The following is an 18,482-nucleotide window of genomic DNA, read 5'->3' on the forward strand; positions in this document are numbered from 1 at the left end:
GCTCCGGTGGGTTTGGGGTGAATCAGCGGGGCTGGTTCGGGTGCGCCGGATTGGTCGGGTTCGCCGGCACGCCCAGGCGGCGGCTGCGCACCACCTGGTAGGGCCGCACCAGGTAGGCCACGCTGGCAAAGCCGCTCCACACATGCACCAGGCGCGAGAACGGGAACAACAGGAAGATCGTCATGCCCAGCACCAGGTGCACCTTGTAAGGCCAGTCCATGTTGACCAGGGCCGACGCGTCGGGGCGGAAGGTGACGATGCGCTGCGCCCACTCGGCCAGCACCAGCATGGCGCTGCCGTCGGCGTGTGAATACGAGTACGGCAGCGTGATCAGGCCAAGCGTGAGCTGCACCCACAGGATGACAAGGATGGCGATGTCGGTGCGGTGGCTGGTGAGGCGGATGCGCGGGTCGAAGATGCGCCGGTGCAGCAGCATCGACAGACCCACGAAGCAGATCACGCCGGCGGTGCCGCCTGCGTAGATGGCCAGCCGCTGCTTGACCGCAGCATCCAGAAAGCCTTGGTAGAAAAAGTGCGGCGTGAGCAGGCCCACGGCGTGGCCGAAGAACAGGAACAGGATGCCGATGTGGAACAGGTTGCTGCCCCAGCGCAGCTGGCCCTTGCGCAGCAGCTGGGACGAATCGCTTTTCCAGGTGTACTGGTCGCGGTCGAAGCGGGCCAGGCTGCCCATGAGGAAGACGGCGAGGCAGATGTAGGGATAGACGCCGAAAAGGAAGTGGTGCAGCGAGGTCATGCCTGTGCTCCTGGTGGGGGGGATGGGTGGCGGCCGGTGGCCGCCTTCACGATGCGGATCGGTTGCGGCTGGCCGGGTTTGGCCTGACCTTCTGTGGAGCAGCCGCCGAACACCGCGGGTTCGGCCCAGCTCTCGTCGATGCCGGGGTCGGCCGCGACCGGCACCGGCTCGGCTTTCTCGCCGGCGATTTCGAGCACGGCGGCCAGCACGCTGGCATACGGGCTCTGGCGCTTGAGCAGCGCGCTGAAGATCGAGCGCACGATGTGCGCGCTCTCGCCGAGGAACTCGCGCGCCACAGTGGCGGGCTGGGTGGAGGCGAACTCCAGCAGCACGCTCAGGTGGTCGGGCAACTCGGCCGGGCCGAAGAAAAGGCCCGCCTTTTCGTAGGTCTGGATCAGGTCGATCATGGCCGGGCCACGGTCGCGCGAGTCACCCAGAACGTGCTCGAACAGGTGCAGCGCGGTGCTGCGCCCGCGGTCGAACAGCTCGACGTAGTCGGCTTCGACCTCCAGCGCCGGCTGCTGGCTCAGGCGCACCAGCAGCGCATCGAGCTCGACCAGCCGCGTCGGCGGCAAGGCGGCCTCGGCACGCAGCGCATCGCGCAGTTCACCAGCGTGCTCGCGCAGATCGGCGGTGGGGTAACGCAGCAGGTGGGCGAGCACACGCAGGGTGTGAACGGCGGGCTTTTGAGTGTTGGAAAACAGGCCCACGTCAGACCCCCGCCTTGATCGGGATGGTGCGCTTCTTCTCGCTGCCGAACAGGCTGGTCTCGGTCTGCCCCTCCGAGCAGCCGTTGCCGAAGCTGAAGCCGCAGCCGCCCTTGATGTTGAAGGTGTTCTCGGCGTATTCGCGGTGGGTGGTGGGAATCACGAAACGGTCCTCGTAGTTGGCGATCGCCATGGTCTGGTACATGTCCTCGACCTCGCGCACGCTGAGCTGGACCTGGTCGAGCACGTCCTGGTTGATCACGCCATCCACGTGTTTGGCGCGCTGGTAGCTGCGCAGGGCCAGCATGCGTTCGAGCGCGCGCACCACGGGGATCGTGTCGCCGGCGGTCAGCAGGTTGGCGAGGTACTTCACCGGGATGCGCAGCTGGCTCACGTCCGGAATTTCCCCGTTGTCGCCCAGGTGCCCGGCGTTGGCCGCAGCGGTGATGGGCGAGAGCGGCGGCACGTACCAGACCATGGGCAGCGTGCGGTACTCCGGGTGCAGCGGCAGCGCCACCTTCCAGTCCACCGCCATCTTGTAGACCGGGCTGTGGCGCGCGGCCTCCAGCCAGTTGTCGGGGATGCCGTCGGCGCGCGCCTGCGCGATCACCGCAGGGTCGTGCGGGTCCAGGAAGAGATCGATCTGGGCCTTGTAGAGGTCCATCTCGTTGGGCACACTGGCGGCTTCCTGAATGCGGTCGGCGTCGTACAGCAGCACGCCCAGGTAACGGATGCGGCCCACGCAGGTTTCGCTGCACACGGTGGGCTGGCCGGCCTCGATGCGCGGATAGCAGAAGATGCACTTCTCGGCCTTGCCGCTTTTCCAGTTGTAGTAGATCTTCTTGTAGGGGCAGCCGCTCACGCACATGCGCCAGCCGCGGCACTTGTCCTGGTCGATCAGCACGATGCCGTCTTCCTCGCGCTTGTAGATCGAGCCCGAGGGGCACGAGGCCACGCACGCCGGGTTGAGGCAGTGCTCGCACAGGCGCGGCAGGTACATCATGAAGGTGTTCTCGAACTCCCCCACCATGGCTTTCTGCGCGGCCTCGAAGCCATTGAAGTTGGCGTCCTTGCTGCGCTTGGAAAATTCGCCACCGAGGATCTCCTCCCAGTTCGGGCCCCACTCGATCTTCTCCATGCGCTTGCCGGTGATCAGGCTGCGCGGTCGGGCGGTGGGCGTGTGCTTCATCTCCGGCGCCGACTGCAGGTGGTCGTAGTCGAAGGTGAAGGGTTCGTAGTAGTCGTCGATCTCCGGCAGGTGCGGGTTGGCGAAGATCTTCATCAACAGCTGCCACTTGCCGCCTTGCTTGGGCACGATGGAGCCGTCGGCGCGGCGGGTCCAGCCGCCCTGCCACTTCTCCTGGTTCTCCCACTCCTTGGGGTAGCCGATGCCGGGCTTGGTCTCGACGTTGTTGAACCAGGCGTATTCCACCCCGGGACGGTTGGTCCAGACGTTCTTGCAGGTGACCGAGCAAGTGTGGCAACCGATGCACTTGTCCAGGTTGAGCACCATGCCGATCTGTGCGCGTATTTTCATGATTCAGGCTCCTTCGGGTCGGCGGGTGTTCAGGGGTTCTCGCCCTGGGACTGGTAGGCACGAATGAGGTGGTCGTCGGCCGGTGTGTCGAGCCAGTCCACCTTGTGCATCTTGCGCACCACGACGAACTCGTCGCGGTTGGTGCCGATCGTTCCGTAGTAGTTGAAGCCGTAGCTGAGCTGCGCGTAGCCACCAATCATGTGGGTCGGCTTGAGCACGATGCGCGTGACCGAGTTGTGGATGCCGCCGCGCACGCCGGTGATCTCCGAGCCCGGGGTGTTGATGATCTTTTCCTGCGAGTGGTACATCATCACCATGCCCGGGTTGACGCGCTGGCTGACCACCGCGCGCGCGGCCACCGCGCCGTTGATGTTGAACAGCTCGACCCAGTCGTTGTCCTCGATGCCGGCGCTTTTCGCGTCGTCTTCGCTCAGCCAGACCACGGTGCCGCCCCGGTTGAGGGTGAGCATCATCAGGTTGTCGCTGTAGGTCGAGTGGATGCCCCACTTCTGGTGCGGCGTGATGAAGTTCAGCTGGATCTCTTTGTTGCCGTTGGGCTTGATGTTGTGGATGCCCTCGGTGGTCTTCAGGTCCACCGGCGGGCGGTAGCTGCCCAGGCCTTCGCCGAAGGCGATCATCCAGGGGTGGTCCTGGTAGAACTGCTGGCGGCCAGTGAGGGTGCGCCATGGAATGAGTTCGTGCACGTTGGTGTAGCCGGCGTTGTAGCTGACCGTCTCGCTCTCGATGCCGCTCCAGGTCGGGCTGCTGATGATCTTGCGCGGCTGCGCCTGGATGTCGCGGAAGCGGATCTTCTCGTCCTCGCGGTAGAGCGCCAGGTGGGTGTGGTCGCGCCCGGTCTGCTTGCCCAGCGCTTCCCAGGCCTTCACCGCCACGTGGCCGTTGGTCTCTGGCGCGAGCTGCAGGATCACCTCACAGGCGTCTATGTCGGTCACGATCTTCGGCATGCCCTGGGTCACGCCCTCGTCGAGCGTGGTGCCGTTGAGCTGGCCGAGCTGCTCCACTTCGGTGCCGGTCTTCCAGCCAATGCCCTTGCCGCCGTTGCCCAGCTTGTCCATCAGCGGGCCGAGCGCGGTGAAGCGTTTGAACACGTTGGGGTAGTCGCGCTCGACCACGGTGATCTGCGGAGCGGTCTTGCCGGGGATGAGTTCGCAGTGGCCTTTGCGCCATTCCTTCACGTCAAACGGCTGCGCGAGTTCGCCGGGGGTGTCGTGCATGATGGGCGTGAGTACCACCTCCTTTTCAACGCCCAGGTGGCCCACGCAGACTTCGCTGAAGGCCTGCGCAAAACCTTTGTAGATCTCCCAGTCGCTGCGGCTCTGCCACACCGGGTCCACCGCCGCGGACAACGGGTGGATGAAGGGATGCATGTCGCTGGTGTTGAGGTCGTTCTTCTCATACCAGCTCGCGGTGGGCAGCACGATGTCCGAATACAGGCAGGTGGTGCTCATGCGGAAGTCGAGCGTGACCAGCAGATCGAGCTTGCCCTGAGGCGCGTTTTCGTGCCACACCACTTCTTCAGGTCTGGCTTCGTCCCGTCCCAGGTCCTTGCCCTGCACGCCGTTTTCGGTGCCCAGCAGGTGCTTGCAGAAATACTCGTGGCCCTTGCCACTGGAGCCCAGCAGGTTGCTGCGCCACACGAACATGTTGCGCGGCCAGTTCTGCGGCGCGTCCGGGTCTTCGCAGCTCATGGCCAGCGTGCCGTCTTTCAGCGCACGCACCACGTAGTCCCTGGGATCGAGCCCGGCGGCGGTGGCGTCCTTCACCACCTGCAGCGGGTTGGTCTTGAGCTGGGGCGCACTGGGCAGCCAGCCCATGCGCTCGGCGCGCACGTTGAAGTCGATCATGCTGCCGCCGAAAGCGGCCTTGTCGGCCAGCGGGCTGACGACCTCTTCCATGCCGAGCTTCTCGTAGCGCCACTGGTCGGTGTGCGCGTAGAAGAAGCTGGTGCTGTTCATCTGCCGCGGAGGGCGTGCCCAGTCGGTGGCAAAGGCCAGCGGCACCCAGCCCGTTTGCGGGCGCAGCTTTTCCTGGCCCACGTAGTGCGCCCAGCCGCCACCGCTCTGGCCGATGCAGCCGCACATCATCAGCAGGTTGATCACGCCGCGGTAGTTCATGTCGGCGTGGTACCAGTGGTTCATGGCCGCACCGATGATCACCATCGACTTGCCGTGCGTCTTGTCGGCGTTGTCGGCGAACTGCTGCGCCACGGTGATGACCTGGTCACGCGGCACGCCAGTGATGCTCTCCTGCCAGGCCGGGGTGTAGGCGGCGTTGTCGTCGAAGTCCTTCGCGCCACTGCCCAACCCGCGGTCGATGCCGTACTGCGCGACCTGCAGGTCGAACACGGTGGCCACCATGGCGTGGCGCTCTTCGCCGGCCTTGCCCAAGCGCAGGCGCACGGCCGGCACGCGGGCGTGGTTGATGGCGCCGTTCTGCGCGTTGGCGGTGAAGTGCGGCGCGGCGTTGCCCCCGAAATAGGGGAAGGCCACGTCCACCACCTGGGTGTCCTGCTCGCCGTCCTCGATCACCGAGAGCTTGAGCTTCACCTCGGTGTCGCTGCGCGCCTCCTTGGCTTCCAGGTTCCACTTGCCTTCGTCGCTGCGCCCGGCCTCGCCCCAGCGGAAGCCGATCGAGCCGTTGGGCAGCACGGCCTTGCCACCGGTGTCGAAGGCCACGGTCTTCCACTCGGGGTTGTTCTTCTGGCCGAGCTGGCCATTGAAGTCGCTGGCGCGCAGGTAGCGGTCGGGCACCAGGGTGGTCGTGCCGTCGGCCAGCGTGTGCTCCTTGAGCATGACCAGCAGCGGCAGGTCGGTGTAGCGGCGCGCGTAGTCGTCGAAGTAGCTGCTGCGCGGCTTGCCGCCGTCGGGGAAATAGAAATTCTTGAGCACCACGTGGCCCATGGCCATGGCGAGCGCGGCGTCGGTGCCCTGCTTGGGGTGCAGCCAGAGGTCGGAGAGCTTGGCCACCTCGGAGTAGTCGGGTGTCACGGCCACGGTCTTGGCGCCTTTGTAGCGCACCTCGGTGAAGAAGTGGGCGTCGGGCGTGCGCGTCTGCGGCACGTTGGAGCCCCAGGCGATGATGAACGAGCTGTTGTACCAGTCAGCCGATTCGGGCACGTCGGTCTGCTCACCCCAGACCTGCGGGCTGGCCGGTGGCAGGTCGCAGTACCAGTCGTAGAAGCTCATGCACACGCCGCCGATGAGCGAGAGGTAACGCGAGCCGGCGGCGTAGCTCACCATGCTCATGGCCGGGATCGGGCTGAAGCCGATGATGCGGTCGGGTCCGTGCTGCTTGATGGTGTAGACGTTGGCCGCGGCGATCAGCTGGTTGACCTCGTCCCAGGTGCTGCGCACGAAGCCACCCATGCCGCGCACCTGCTGGTAGTCACGACGCGCTTCGGGGTTCTCGACGATGGAGGCCCAGGCGGCTACCGGATCTTTCGCCACAGCGAGCGCGGCGCGCCAGCGCTCCAGCAGGCGCCCGCGCACCATGGGGTACTTCACGCGGTTGGCGCTGTAGAGGTACCAGCTGTAGGAGGCGCCGCGCGCGCAGCCACGCGGCTCGTGGTTGGGCATGTCCCAGCGTGTGCGCGGGTAGTCGGTCTGCTGGGTTTCCCAGGTGACGATGCCGCCCTTGACGTAGATCTTCCACGAGCACGAACCGGTGCAGTTCACGCCGTGGGTGCTGCGCACGATCTTGTCGTGCGCCCAGCGATTTCGGTAGGCGTCTTCCCAGGTGCGGTCTTCGCCAGTGGTCTGGCCGTGGTTGCCCGAGAAGGACTCCCTGGGCAGGCTGAAATGGGTGAGGCGGTCGAGGAAATGGCTCATCTTTCTGTTCTCCGTGAGGGTGCGTGGTCGGTTCTTCAGGGGTTCTTCACGTAGGCGCCGGGACGCAGGTAGAACCACCAGTTGAGGATCAAGCAGAGCGCGTAGAAGAGCGCGAAGCCATACATCGCGTACTGCGGTGTGCCTGCCTTGATCTGGTCGCCGATCACGATGGGCGCGACGAAGGCGCCGTAGGCGGCGACGGCGGAGGTCCAGCCCAGCACCGGGCCGGCCTGCTGCCGGTCGAAGATCACACCGATGGTGCGGAAGGTCGATCCATTGCCCACACCGCTGGCGAAGAACAGCACGATGAACAGGCCGAGGAAGGCCGGGAAGTACTGCTCGGGCGTGGCCGAGGCGTAGGCCATCATCATCACGTAGCCCACGGCGATCGAAGCGACCACCATCACCGCCGAGATGGCCTGCGTGACGATGGAGCCGCCGACCTTGTCGGAGATCCAGCCGCCAACGGGCCTCACAGCGGCGCCAACGAATGGGCCGATCCACGCGTAGGCCAGCACGGTGGGTGCGTTCGGGTTGTTCAGCGTGTGCTGCATCACGCCGTTGGCATCGGGCACGTGGCTAATGCCGAAGATCACCTTCATGGCCAGCGGCAACGCCATCGAGAAACCGATGAAGGAGCCGAAGGTGACGATGTAGAGCGCGGTCAGCGACCATGTGTGCTTGTCCTTGAAGATCGCGAACTGCCGGGCAACGTTTTCCTTCATCGGACCGAAGGCAGCGAGCTTCATGATCAGCAGCGCGCTCACCACGTCCAGCGGAATCGCCACCCACATGCTGATAAGGCCCAGACCCGTGGGCTTGGGCAGGTAGAGGTACAAGCCGAGAATCGAGGGGATGAAGGCCAGCGTGTACAGCCAGGTGATCTTGGCGAACGCAACCACAGGGTGCCCGGTGTCAGGCGACACCGTCTTCAGGTTGTTCATGCCGAACCAGCACAGGATGGACAGCGGCACCAGCGAGAGCAGCCAGGCGAATCCCGCGTTCTGGATCCAGGTCGGTGTGCCTGCGGCAATCCTTCCGAAGATCCAGCCACTGTCCTTGGCCAGCACCATGGGTTCACCGCCCAGGCTGCCGAAGATCGACAGCGTCATCACGAGCGGAATGACGATCTGCATGGTCGTCACGCCGAAGTTACCCAGGCCCGCGTTCAAACCCAGCGCCGTGCCCTGCAGGCGCTTGGGAAAGAAGCCGCTGATGTTGGACATGGAGCTGGCGAAATTGCCGCCCCCCACGCCCGACCAGAGTGCCATCAGCTGGAACGACCACAGCGGCCACTCGGGGTGCTGCAGCACGATGCCGGTGCCGATGGCGGGCGCCAGCAACATGGCCGTGGTGAGAAAGACGGTGTTGCGCCCACCGGCCAGACGGATCAGGAAGGAGGCCGGGATGCGCATGGTCGCGCCGGCAATGCCAGCGATCGCGGTCAGCGTGAACAACTCGGCCTGGGTGAACGGGAAGCCCAGATTCATCATCTGTACGGTGATGATTCCCCACATGCCCCAGACCGCGAAGCCGCACAGCAGCGCGGGCACTGAGATCCAGAGGTTGCGGTAGGCGATCTTTTTGCCGGTGGAGGCCCAGAACTGTTCGTCCTCGGGGCGCCAGTCGGTGATGTCTGCACCGGTTTTTTGTGTGTTGTTCATGGTGTTGACCGACGTTGCGTCAGTTCTGAAGGGAAAAAGGTTTGGCGTTGGCGCCCATGACTTCGGTCTGGCGCACCTCGGTCCAGTACATCCAGATGAGCGACACCCAGACCACGCCGTACATCAACATGAAGGCGCTCGAGCGGATGCCGGTGAGGTCCATCAACATGCCGAACAGAATGGGCAGAACGAAACCGCCAAGTCCACCAGCCAGGCCCACGATGCCGCTGATGGCGCCGATGTTTTTCGGGTAGTCGTCGCTGATGTACTTGAAGACGCTGGCCTTGCCGAATGCCCAGGCAATGCCCAGGATGAACATCAGTCCGGTGAAGAGGTAGACGTTGAGGCCGATGTGGAAGGTCTTCGGGCCGTCCACCGTGGCCACGGTGAAGTCGGTCTGCGGGTATGAGAGCAGGAACAGGCAGATCCAGCTCACCCACAGCACCCACCAGGTGACCTTGTGCGCGCCGAACTTGTCCGACATCACGCCGCCCACCGCGCGCAGCACGCCACCCGGCAGCGAGAAGCAGGCCGCCAGCAGCGCGGCCACCCGGATGTCCAGACCGAACTCGCCCACGTAGTACTGCACCATCCACAGCGAGAGCGCCACGTAGCCACCGAAGACGATGCTGTAGTACTGGCAGTACTTGATTACCTTGGGGTCTTTCAGCGCCTTGAGCTGGTCCATGAAGGACACGTTGCTCGGCACCAGGTGGTCGGGATTGCTGTAGGTGAAGAGCCAGAACAGCACCACCGTGCCCAGCATGATGGCCGCGTACACCTGCGGCACCATGGTCCAGCCGAAGGCCACCAGCAGCACCGGCGCGACGAACTTGTTGACCGCCGCGCCCGAGTTGCCCGCGCCGTACACGCCCATGGCCATGCCCTGGCGGTGCTTGGGGAACCAGCGCGCCACATAGGGCGTGCCGACCGAAAACGAACCGCCGGCCAGGCCGACGAACAGGCCGATGGTGAGGAAGTGCCAGTAGGCGGTGGCGTAGCTCATGAGCAAGATGGCCGGCACGGTGGTGGCCATGAGCAGGGCCATCACGATGCGGCCACCGTAGCGGTCGGTCCAGATGCCCAGCGGCACACGCACCAGCGAGCCCGTGAGCACCGGCGTGGCCATGAGCAGGCCGAACTGGGTGGAGTTGAGGTCGAGCGCCTTCTTGATCGGGATGCCGATGACGCCAAACATCATCCAGACCATGAAGCACACGGTGAAGGCCAGTGTGCTGACGAGCAGCACCGACCAGGCTTTTTTTTCGTTGTTCAGTTCAGAGGCCATGATGTCTTTCTCCACGCGGGGCATGGCAAGACTGTCGGCGCTGGGCGCGCGGGTGGCTATCCGCCTCCCGGGTGGCCGGGGCGGCTCTGAAGAACGATGGCGGGGGGACGCGGCGCGTCCGGAAGAACTACAGCGGTCTGTTTGTGGCCGTCAGTTGATCTGAATCAATGCGCCAGCGCGATGGAGACCCACACGCTGGCGTCTTTCACCGCGAGTGAACTATGAAGCGTGTCGGGCGGCAAACACGGCCGCCTGCACACGCGAGGTGAGGTTGAGTTTTCGCAGGATGTGCTGCACGTGGATCTTGACCGTGGTCTCGGCGATGTCGAGCTGGCGGGCGATGAGTTTGTTGCTGTCGCCGCGCGCGATCAGGTGCAGGATTTCGAGCTCCCGCACCGACAGCGACGCGAGCTCGGCGTCGGCCGTGGCCACCGTCGCACCGCCCCCTTCGCCGTTGCCGTTGACGGTTGGCTGCGCACGCAGGGCCGACACCAGCTTGGTCGTCATCTCGGGGCTGACCACCGACTCGCCCTCCATCACCTTGACGATGGCCTCGCACAGGTGGTGCGACTCCACGGTCTTGAGCAGGTAACCGTCGGCGCCGGCCTTGAGCGCGGCCACCAGGTCGGCCTCGTTCTCGCTCACGGTGAGCATGAGCACGCGGCTGCCCGGTGCAGCCTCGCGCAGCGCGGGGATGGCGTCCACGCCCAGTACACCGGGCAGGTGGTTGTCGAGCAGGATCACATCGGGCCGCTGGCGCGCCACGCAGCGCAGCGCCTCGCCCACATCGCCCGCCTCGCCGATCACCTCGAAGCGCAGGTCCTGCGCGAGCAGGGCCATGAGCCCGCGGCGGAACAGGGAGTGGTCGTCCACGACGAGCAACTGGATCGGGCGGGCAGGTGTGTCGGTCATGAAAGCCTGTGTTCGGTGACGGGTGCGCCGCTGGGCCTGGCCGTCACCGGGTGGGGAGGCAGGGTCAGGGTGACGGCGGTGCCCTGGCCGGGGTCGGAGCTCACGTCGACCCGCGCGCCGATGAGGGCAGCGCGCTCGCGCATGATTTTCAGGCCCACGTGGGAATCGTCGGATGCGTCCAGCGCGTCGAAGCCCGCACCGTCGTCGCACACCCGGAAACGCCAGTGCGCGCCCTTGAACACGTCGAGCTGCACATGGCCGGCCCCGGCGTGCTTGCGCACGTTGGACAGCGACTCCTGCAACACATGCAGCACCTGCACCTGCACATCGGCCGGCAGCGGAAGGCCGTGGCCCTCTACGTGCAGCTTCGCCGGCAGGCCAGTCTGGTGCTGGAACTTCTGCAGCGTCTCCTGCAGCGCGCGCTCGATGTCGTCGGTGTTGGTGCGGGTACGAAAGTGCACCAGCAGTTCGCGCACGTCGTTGATGCTTTCGCGCAGACCTTCGTCGAGTTCGTCGAGCGTGCTCATCACGCGCGCGTCCTGCCCCTTGCCCGCCGCGGTGCGCAGCAGCTGCACCTGGATCTTGAGGAAGGCCAGCGACTGAGCAATGGAGTCGTGCAACTCGCGAGCGATCAACGCGCGCTCTTCGCCCACCGCCGCCTCACGCTCCAGCGCCGACGCGCGCAGGCTCTCCAGCGCGTTGGCCAGGTGGCTGGCCAGCGCGTCGAGCAGCTCGGTCTCGCCCGTGCTCAGGCTGGCCTGCGAGCGGTAGAACAGGTCGATCTCGCCGAGCAGGCGGTTTTGCAGCCGCACCGGCACGCTCACCAGTGTCTCGAAGCCGGCGCGGGCGCAGTGGCGCACGCTGGCCTCATCGTGACTGTGGATCGGAATGACGCGTGTCCTCGCATCGGGCTGCAGGCTGCCGCAGGCACACGCCCCTGCCAGCAAGCTGCGCTCTTCTTCCACCAGCTCCTGCGGAAAGCAGTCGGAGGCCAGCATCAGGTAACGCTGACTGGCTTCGTCGCTCCAGCGCACCGCCACCGCGTCGGCCTTGACCACCGCACGCACCCGCTGGGCAAAACCGCGAGAGAGTTCCTCGATGCTACCGGCCTGGGCCATGAAGGCACTCACTTCGTACAAGGTGGCCAGCCTCGCACGCTGCGCCTCGATGTGACGCGTCTTGGTCTCGACCTGACTCTCCAGCCCGGCGTACATCGACTGCAGCGTGGACGCCATGCGATTGAAGCCCCCCGCCACCTGCCCGAACTCGTCGAGCGTGTCGACCTCCACGCGCGCCTTGAAGTCGCCCGACTCCAGCCGCCGCAGGCCCTGGCGCAGGTGGGCCAGCGGGTTGATGACGTACATGTAGCCGGTGTAGAGCATCACCACCGCACCCACGATGGCCAGCGCCATCATGAGGAACTGGAACAGGTTGAGGATGGCGGTGAAGGCCGAGAGCTGGTGTTCGATGGCGAGAACCAGTGCATCGATGGCCTCGACGAAGGTATCGGCTGCGGCCAGGACCTGTGCCGGCTCGGGCGGGGTGTCCTGCAACCACAGCGGGCGCTGCTTCTGCCATAGCGCCTCCACCGTGGCGAACTCGCGGGCCACCGCTTCGTCCCTCGGCACGAAGAGCGGCCGGCTGGCATCGCCCCGGCGCAACAGGGCCAAGCTCTGGTCGAACCGCTGCACCAGCGCCGCCACCTCAGCCGGAGCCCGCTGGGCCTGCGCCACGCTGGTGAGCCGCCAGGTCTGCATGCGCATGCGGCCGGCCTCGTTTACCGCCGCGGCGCCGCCTTCAAGCTGCCACGTCACCCACAGCGTGAGACCGATGGAGGCAAGCGCGACGAGCAGCAACCCGGCGCCGATGCGCACGAGTTTGGTCGACAGCGAAGCGGTGGATACCATGGCCACAGGTTAGCGGCTTTCGCCGCCGGCAGATACCCGCGTGCGACGGGCTGCGACCTCGGGCGGGCGTGGCAGGCCAGGCAGAAAGTGCACCCGTTGGCTGTGCGCACCCGGCATGGGCGCGATCAGATCCGCCAGCGTCACGCCGTCCAGCACCTCCAGGTAGCGGTCCATGGCCTCGCGCAGCGCCGTCTTGAGACGGCAGTGGCCGTCGAGGCGGCAAGTGTTGTGCTCGGCGTCGAAACACTCCACCAGCGTGAAGTCGCTCTCGGTCTGGCGCACCACCTCGCCCAGCACGATGCTGCGCGCCGGCTTGAGCAGGCGAAGGCCACCACCGCGCCCGCGCGTGGTCTCCAGCAGGCCCAGGCCGGAGAGCGTCATCACGATCTTGGTGAGGTGGCTGCGCGAGATGCCATGGGCTTCGGCGATTTCACCCACGGTGGCGCGCTGCTCGCGCTGTTCGCTGGCGGCGCAGTACATCAGCACGCGCAGGCTGTAGTCGGTCCATTGGGTCAATCGCATCGCGCATCCTCCTCATGACCGATGTCCGTGCGGACGGTCTGAATATTCATATTGCGTGCATTTTATGCGCTAATATATTCGTATCGAATGAACATTAAAGGACCAGCGCCATGAACACCGCTTTCACCCCTGCCGCCACCCTTGAGCGTGCCAGCCAGCCTATCGGCCAGATCGCCGTGGCCCTGCCCGGCTCCACCGCCGTCTTCCGCCGCCTCAAGCTCGACTTCTGCTGCGGCGGCCAGATCGCCCTGCAACAGGCCTGCGACAACAAAGGTCTCGACGTGGACGCGGTGCTGGCCGAGCTCGCCCGGCTGGACCGCCCGGACGCGCCGGTCGTGCCGCGAACCCCGGCCGATATGATCGACCACATCCTCACGCGTTATCACGCGGTGCACCGCGAACAGCTGCCCGAGCTGATCCGCATGGCGCGCCGGGTGGAGGCGGTGCACCGCGAGCACCCCGATGTGCCCAAGGATCTCGCCGAGCACCTGGAAGCCATCGAGACCGAGATGCTGGAACACATGGCCAAGGAAGAAAACATCCTGTTCCCGATGCTCAAGGCCGGCGGGCGCGGCATGGCTGTGCACCCCATCGGCGTGATGCGCGAGGAGCACACCAGCCATGGCGAACAGCTGGAGCGCCTGATGGCCCTGACGCACGACGCCACGCCGCCCCAGGGCGCGTGCAACACCTGGCGTGCGCTGTACGCGGGCATTGACCAGTTCGCCGACGACCTGATCGCCCACATTCACCTCGAGAACAACCAGCTGTTCCCGCAATTTGAACCCGCGCGGTCGAGCTGCTGCTGAGCCCTTGCCGACCATGCGCTCTGCATCAGCGGCCGTGCCATCGCCCCAAGGGTGGCCTTGGCTTCGACTTGGCTTCCGCCCGTTCTACCTGGGTGCCGCTGCATACGGCATGCTGGCGATCCCGCTGTGGATCGCTGTCCTGTTGGGCCAGGTGTCCTTGAAGCTGACGATCTCTCCAGTGCTCTGGCACGCCCATGAAATGCTGTTCGGCTTCACTGTGGCCGTGATCGCGGGCTTTTTGCTGACGGCCGGGAAAGCGTGGACCGGCCTGGACACGCCACGAGGCGCTGTGCTGGCAGCGCTTGCGGGGCTCTGGCTGGCAGCCCGGCTTGCAGCCGTCTTTGCTCCGTATGGGGTCTATGCGGTGTTGGACCTGCTGCTGTTGCCACTGGTGGCGGCCATCCTCATCTCGGTTCTCCTGCGCGCGGGCAGCCGGCGCAACGTGCCATTGGGCGTCATTCTCTTGTTGCTGGCTCTGGCCAACGCCGCGTTTCACGGGGCGGTGAGCGGGCTGATCGACATCGAACCGGTCCGCGCCCTGCATGCGGGGCTGGCGTTGATCGTGATGATCGAGTGCGTGATCGCCGGGCGGGTGATCCCGGCGTTCACCCAGTCGGCGTTGCCCGGCGTGAGATTGAAGGTTCCTCCCATGCTGGAGCAGGCCACACTCGGCACCACGGCCATTGCGCTGGCCGTGTGGGTGCTGGGCCCGGCCCATGTCTTCAGCGCCGCGGTGCTCGGTGCAGCCGCATTGCTGCATGTCCTTCGCCTGCTGCGCTGGAAACCGATGCGCACCCGCTCGCGCCCCATCCTGTGGGTGCTGCACCTCGCGTATGCGTGGTTGCCCATCGGCCTCGCGTTGCTCGCACTGGCCCAACTCGGCGTGTTGGGCGTCTCGTCCGGCATCCACGCCCTGGCGGTGGGTGCCACTGGCGGGCTCATCATCGGCATGATCACCCGCACCGCACGCGGCCATACCGGGCGCCCACTGAAGGCCTCGAGGCTTGAGACAGCCGCCTATGCGTTGGTGGCCTGCGCTGCCGTCCTGAGGGTTCTGCTGCCGCTGCTGGCGCCGCAGCATCTTGTCATCTGGCTGGTGGCCGCAGCCGCAGCGTGGGGCATTGCGTTTGCCCTGTATCTGTATGTTTACTCGCCCTGGCTGGTCTCGACCCGCCTCGACGGCAAGGACGGCTGAGCAGATGGCCAGGCTCGCCCCACCGGCTGCATCTGCCGTGGCACATCCTGATGGGGCGCATCCATGACCTTTGTCGTCACCGAAGCCTGCATACGCTGCAAGTACACCGACTGCGTGGATGTGTGCCCGGTGGACGCCTTTAGAGAAGGGCCCAACTTCCTCGCCATCGACCCCGACGACTGCATCGACTGCGCCGTGTGCGTCCCGGAATGTCCGGTCAGCGCCATTTATGCCGAAGAGGATGTGCCGAGCGATCAGTTGCACTTCACGGCTTTGAACGCCGAGCTGGCGCGCGAATGGAAGCCCATCGTGCGCACCAGGCTGCCGCTGCCAGACGCCGAAGCGTGGAGCCAGGTCACATCGAAGTTGTCGGAGCTCAAGCGCTGAGAAACACAACGGGTGTTCGCGCCATGCGCGAAGGCGCCACCACGGAATGAACCCCATGCACACCTTCAAGATCTACCGCTACGACCCGGATGTCGACGCCAGGCCGTACATGCAAACGATTGAGCTTGAGGTCAACCCAGGGGACCGCATGCTGCTCGATGTGCTTGTGCGCCTCAAGGCCGTGGACCCGAGCCTGTCTTTTCGGCGCTCCTGCCGCGAAGGCATCTGCGGCTCCGATGCCATGAACATCAATGGCAAGAACGGGCTGGCTTGCGTCACCAACATGAAAACGCTGAACCGCGTGGTGACGCTCAAACCCTTGCCCGGCTTGCCGGTCATTCGCGACCTGATCGTCGACATGACCGAATTTTTCAAGCAGTACCACTCGATCAAGCCCTACCTCATCAACCCGGCTTCGCCCCCGGAGCGGGAACGCCTGCAGTCGACCGAGGAGCGGGAAGATCTCAATGGGCTGTACGAATGCATCCTGTGTGCCTGCTGCTCATCGGCCTGCCCGAGCTTCTGGTGGAACCCGGACAAATACGTCGGACCGGCCGGACTGTTGCAGGCCTACCGCTTCCTTGTCGACAGCCGCGACTCGGCCACCGCCGAGCGGCTGGACCACCTCAACGATCCGTTCCGGCTGTTTCGCTGCCGCGACATCCTCAACTGCGTGGACGTGTGCCCCAAAGGACTGCACCCTGCGGGGGCCATCAGCAAGATCAAGGAGATGATGGTGCGGCGCATTGTTTAAGAGCACCGAGTCGAAGGCTTCTAGCCCCACAGGCCGATCGTGCTGGGGGCGGCACCGGCGATGAGGGAAGGGCCGATGACGATACGCACGGTGCGGTCAATAGCGCCGACGTTCGTGGTCATGGTGATTCTCCAGAAGTGGTGGTCGGATGGGCAGGGATCAAGGAACTCGGTCAGAGTGCGTTCAGGGGGCTTCAGATAGGCTGCGCTGTTGTCCTCTTCCGGGTCAACGAGGGCGCCGTCGCGGAGCCCGCTCACCGACAACCATTCTTCCAGTGAGGCCACAGCGGCACCGAGCACGGGCTTGTATGCCGATGATCAAGACCCCCTCCCAGTGACCGGGTACAGCATGATCTTCCACCTCCGCAGGACGGCTGGAGATCATCACCTCTTCACTGACATGTGCCCACGCTTTGGGCTGGGACCTGGCCCGTGGCGTGCGCAAAGCACGCCCTGTGCGCAGATAGCTGACCAGCTCGCGCTTGAGGGCGCCTCGACCCAGGATGTAGAGCGTCTGATAGATGGCTTCGTGTGAGATGCGCATGGACGGATCATCCTGGAAGTCGACCTGCAGTCGGATTGCGATCTGTTCTGGCGACCATCCATTGACCCACTTGCTATCACCACGATGGGGCTTGTTACGCCCGATATATGGAGCTTGCCGAGGTCCCGCAATCCCGCTGCATTGAGCATCGGATATTGCACTCAAGACGGTCTTGGACGTATTGGCGCAGACGCTGGTCCTTCACGAGCTTGGCCGGCTTGGGCCTTGTCGCGGCTAACTCTGACTTGCACTGTGCGACCGACGTCCGGTACTCGAGCTTCCTACTGCGCGTTGCAGCATCGTGGGTCAGTTCGCGTGAGACCGTCGAGGGACTTCTCCCGATGATTCGAGCGATCTCCCTTACCCCAGCGTCTTGGGCTCGCAGAAGTGCGATCTCTTCACGCTCGGCGAATGAAAGATACCTTCCAGATATGGGGCTTGAAAGAAACAAGGGCATGCCGCCACGATGACGGAACCAGGGGGAACCAGCCAGCTGGGAGACCCCTACGGCCTCCGCGGCCTTCTCGCTCGTGATCCCGGTGGCGATTTGCTTCCAGAACTGCCGCTCGATCTCACGTCGAAGCCACGGCGCCCCAGGAGATCGCATCGCGTCTCTCCCTGTCAATTGCTTCATCCATCCTGCGGGTCGTCCCATAGACACCTCTTGGTTGAAGGTTGGTCGAACGACAGGGTGGCCAAGGCCGCGAGCCCTCCTGCCCCGGCGCAGAAAACGCCGCCGCTCAGGTGCGTGTTTCGAATGGATCAGGTGTTATATGGCGCCTCCTCGGGACGACGACCCGCCGTCAACAGCAGCTCGTTGGGACCCGTCCCAACCTGCCTGCGTGGTGAATGCCTGCAACCGATCCCGCATCTCGTCCCAGGCTGCTTCGGCCGACGCCGCGTCAAGATGACCGAGGAGCTGCAAGAGGGGGCTCGCCGAGCTGCGAACGAAGGCGAGATAGTGATCAACCGACGGCAGGTGGAACACCGCATCGAACGCCATTGTCGCGACGCTCTGGAACCCCGCTGATTTGAAGAGTGCGTCGATCCGGCCCGGCTGCCCCAGGCTGAGCAGACCCCCGGGTAAAAATGGGTCGCGCGCCGGCAGGCCGGCGTGCTTGAGAGCCGTCGACATGAGGATGGTGAGGCAGGGATTCTTTTCTGGGCGAGAGAACACCATCGTGCACACGCCACCGCCGGGGCGCAGCGCGCGATGAATCTCGCGCAGTCCCCGCAGCGGGTCGGGAAAGAACATCAGACCGAGTCGGCATACCGCGACATCGAAGGAAGCCTCGGTGACGCCCAGATCTTCGCCATCGGCCACCCGGGTCTCGACATGGCCGAAGCCGGCGTTGACTGCGTTCACCTGAGCCAGCGCGACGATCGCCGGCGAAAGATCGGTGGCGAGCACGTGGCCCTGTGGGCCTACCTGCGCCGCGATGTCAAGGGCCTGGTCGCCCGCTCCGGCCGCGACGTCGAGCACGCGTGAGCCCACAGTCACCCCGGCCATGCGGCACATGGCGTCGGTCGGCTTGCGCAGCCATGCGCGGATGTCCGTCGTGTGTGCGTTCCAGCCCGCAGCGGCCGTGTCCCACTGGATGCGCATGCCCGCCTTGAAGGCCTGTCCGTCGGTGATTGATGGGTTCATGTCGTCG

15 protein-coding genes and 1 pseudogene are annotated in these 18,482 nt (G+C 65.2%); 4 read left to right on the forward strand and 12 right to left on the reverse strand.

The window, feature by feature from the left end:
- Window positions 1-22: 22 nt before the first annotated feature.
- The 9 genes from narI to AC07ZS_RS25455 all read right to left on the reverse strand — a co-directional run bounded on the left by narI (window position 23) and on the right by AC07ZS_RS25455 (window position 13,139).
- Window positions 23-754 carry a respiratory nitrate reductase subunit gamma gene (gene narI / locus AC07ZS_RS25415; protein ID WP_382159960.1) on the reverse strand — a complete coding sequence of 244 codons (732 nt, stop codon included), beginning with the start codon at window positions 752-754 and terminating at the stop codon, window positions 23-25.
- Entirely contained in the window at window positions 751-1,458 is a 708-nt protein-coding gene (narJ, locus tag AC07ZS_RS25420) for a nitrate reductase molybdenum cofactor assembly chaperone (protein ID WP_382163697.1), read from the reverse strand. The genes narI and narJ overlap by 4 nt, the downstream gene beginning before the upstream one ends.
- A 7-nt stretch (window positions 1,459-1,465) precedes the next feature.
- The gene (gene narH, locus AC07ZS_RS25425) at window positions 1,466-2,998 is read right to left on the reverse strand and encodes a nitrate reductase subunit beta (RefSeq protein ID WP_382159957.1); all 1,533 of its coding nucleotides are present in this window, start codon (window positions 2,996-2,998) and stop codon (window positions 1,466-1,468) included.
- A 29-nt stretch (window positions 2,999-3,027) separates the two neighbouring features.
- A complete protein-coding gene (locus AC07ZS_RS25430) occupies window positions 3,028-6,846 on the reverse strand; it encodes a nitrate reductase subunit alpha (protein ID WP_444689945.1) in 3,819 nt (1,272 codons plus the stop codon).
- A gap of 35 nt (window positions 6,847-6,881) precedes the next feature.
- A complete protein-coding gene (locus tag AC07ZS_RS25435; RefSeq protein ID WP_382159951.1) occupies window positions 6,882-8,510 on the reverse strand; it encodes an MFS transporter in 1,629 nt (542 codons plus the stop codon).
- A 19-nt stretch (window positions 8,511-8,529) separates the two neighbouring features.
- Entirely contained in the window at window positions 8,530-9,798 is a 1,269-nt protein-coding gene (locus AC07ZS_RS25440) for an MFS transporter (RefSeq protein ID WP_382159948.1), read from the reverse strand.
- A 219-nt stretch (window positions 9,799-10,017) separates the two neighbouring features.
- A complete protein-coding gene (locus AC07ZS_RS25445; protein WP_382159945.1) occupies window positions 10,018-10,710 on the reverse strand; it encodes a response regulator in 693 nt (230 codons plus the stop codon).
- On the reverse strand, window positions 10,707-12,617 hold the full coding sequence (locus tag AC07ZS_RS25450; protein ID WP_297400141.1) for a type IV pili methyl-accepting chemotaxis transducer N-terminal domain-containing protein: 1,911 nt from the start codon (window positions 12,615-12,617) through the stop codon (window positions 10,707-10,709). The genes AC07ZS_RS25445 and AC07ZS_RS25450 overlap by 4 nt, the downstream gene beginning before the upstream one ends.
- 9 nt (window positions 12,618-12,626) lie before the next feature.
- Window positions 12,627-13,139 carry an Rrf2 family transcriptional regulator gene (locus AC07ZS_RS25455; RefSeq protein WP_297400143.1) on the reverse strand — a complete coding sequence of 171 codons (513 nt, stop codon included), beginning with the start codon at window positions 13,137-13,139 and terminating at the stop codon, window positions 12,627-12,629.
- A gap of 110 nt (window positions 13,140-13,249) precedes the next feature.
- Here AC07ZS_RS25455 and ytfE point away from each other — a divergent pair, with 110 nt between their 5' ends.
- The 4 genes from ytfE to AC07ZS_RS25475 all read left to right on the forward strand — a co-directional run bounded on the left by ytfE (window position 13,250) and on the right by AC07ZS_RS25475 (window position 16,284).
- Window positions 13,250-13,948, forward strand: a complete 699-nt coding sequence (gene ytfE / locus AC07ZS_RS25460) for an iron-sulfur cluster repair protein YtfE (protein ID WP_297400145.1) — start codon at window positions 13,250-13,252, stop codon at window positions 13,946-13,948.
- Between the two features lie 13 nt (window positions 13,949-13,961).
- The gene (locus tag AC07ZS_RS25465; protein ID WP_297400147.1) at window positions 13,962-15,143 is read left to right on the forward strand and encodes an NnrS family protein; all 1,182 of its coding nucleotides are present in this window, start codon (window positions 13,962-13,964) and stop codon (window positions 15,141-15,143) included.
- 63 nt (window positions 15,144-15,206) lie between these two features.
- Window positions 15,207-15,530, forward strand: a complete 324-nt coding sequence (gene fdxA / locus AC07ZS_RS25470; protein ID WP_297400149.1) for a ferredoxin FdxA — start codon at window positions 15,207-15,209, stop codon at window positions 15,528-15,530.
- A 55-nt stretch (window positions 15,531-15,585) separates the two neighbouring features.
- Window positions 15,586-16,284, forward strand: a complete 699-nt coding sequence (locus AC07ZS_RS25475) for a succinate dehydrogenase iron-sulfur subunit (RefSeq protein ID WP_297400151.1) — start codon at window positions 15,586-15,588, stop codon at window positions 16,282-16,284.
- Window positions 16,285-16,304: 20 nt separating this feature from the next.
- Here AC07ZS_RS25475 and AC07ZS_RS25480 read toward each other — a convergent pair whose 3' ends face one another.
- The 3 genes and pseudogenes from AC07ZS_RS25480 to AC07ZS_RS25490 all read right to left on the reverse strand — a co-directional run bounded on the left by AC07ZS_RS25480 (window position 16,305) and on the right by AC07ZS_RS25490 (window position 18,475).
- A complete protein-coding gene (locus tag AC07ZS_RS25480) occupies window positions 16,305-16,406 on the reverse strand; it encodes a YgaP-like transmembrane domain (RefSeq protein ID WP_367185445.1) in 102 nt (33 codons plus the stop codon).
- A 172-nt stretch (window positions 16,407-16,578) separates the two neighbouring features.
- A pseudogene (locus AC07ZS_RS25485) lies at window positions 16,579-17,461 on the reverse strand (transposase); the annotation flags it as partial.
- Window positions 17,462-17,596: 135 nt separating this feature from the next.
- Window positions 17,597-18,475 (reverse strand): class I SAM-dependent methyltransferase, encoded by an 879-nt coding sequence (locus tag AC07ZS_RS25490; RefSeq protein ID WP_297400153.1) that lies wholly within the window; start codon window positions 18,473-18,475, stop codon window positions 17,597-17,599.
- Window positions 18,476-18,482 lie beyond the last annotated feature (7 nt).

The organism is Hydrogenophaga sp. GW456-12-10-14-TSB4 (assembly GCF_059424305.1).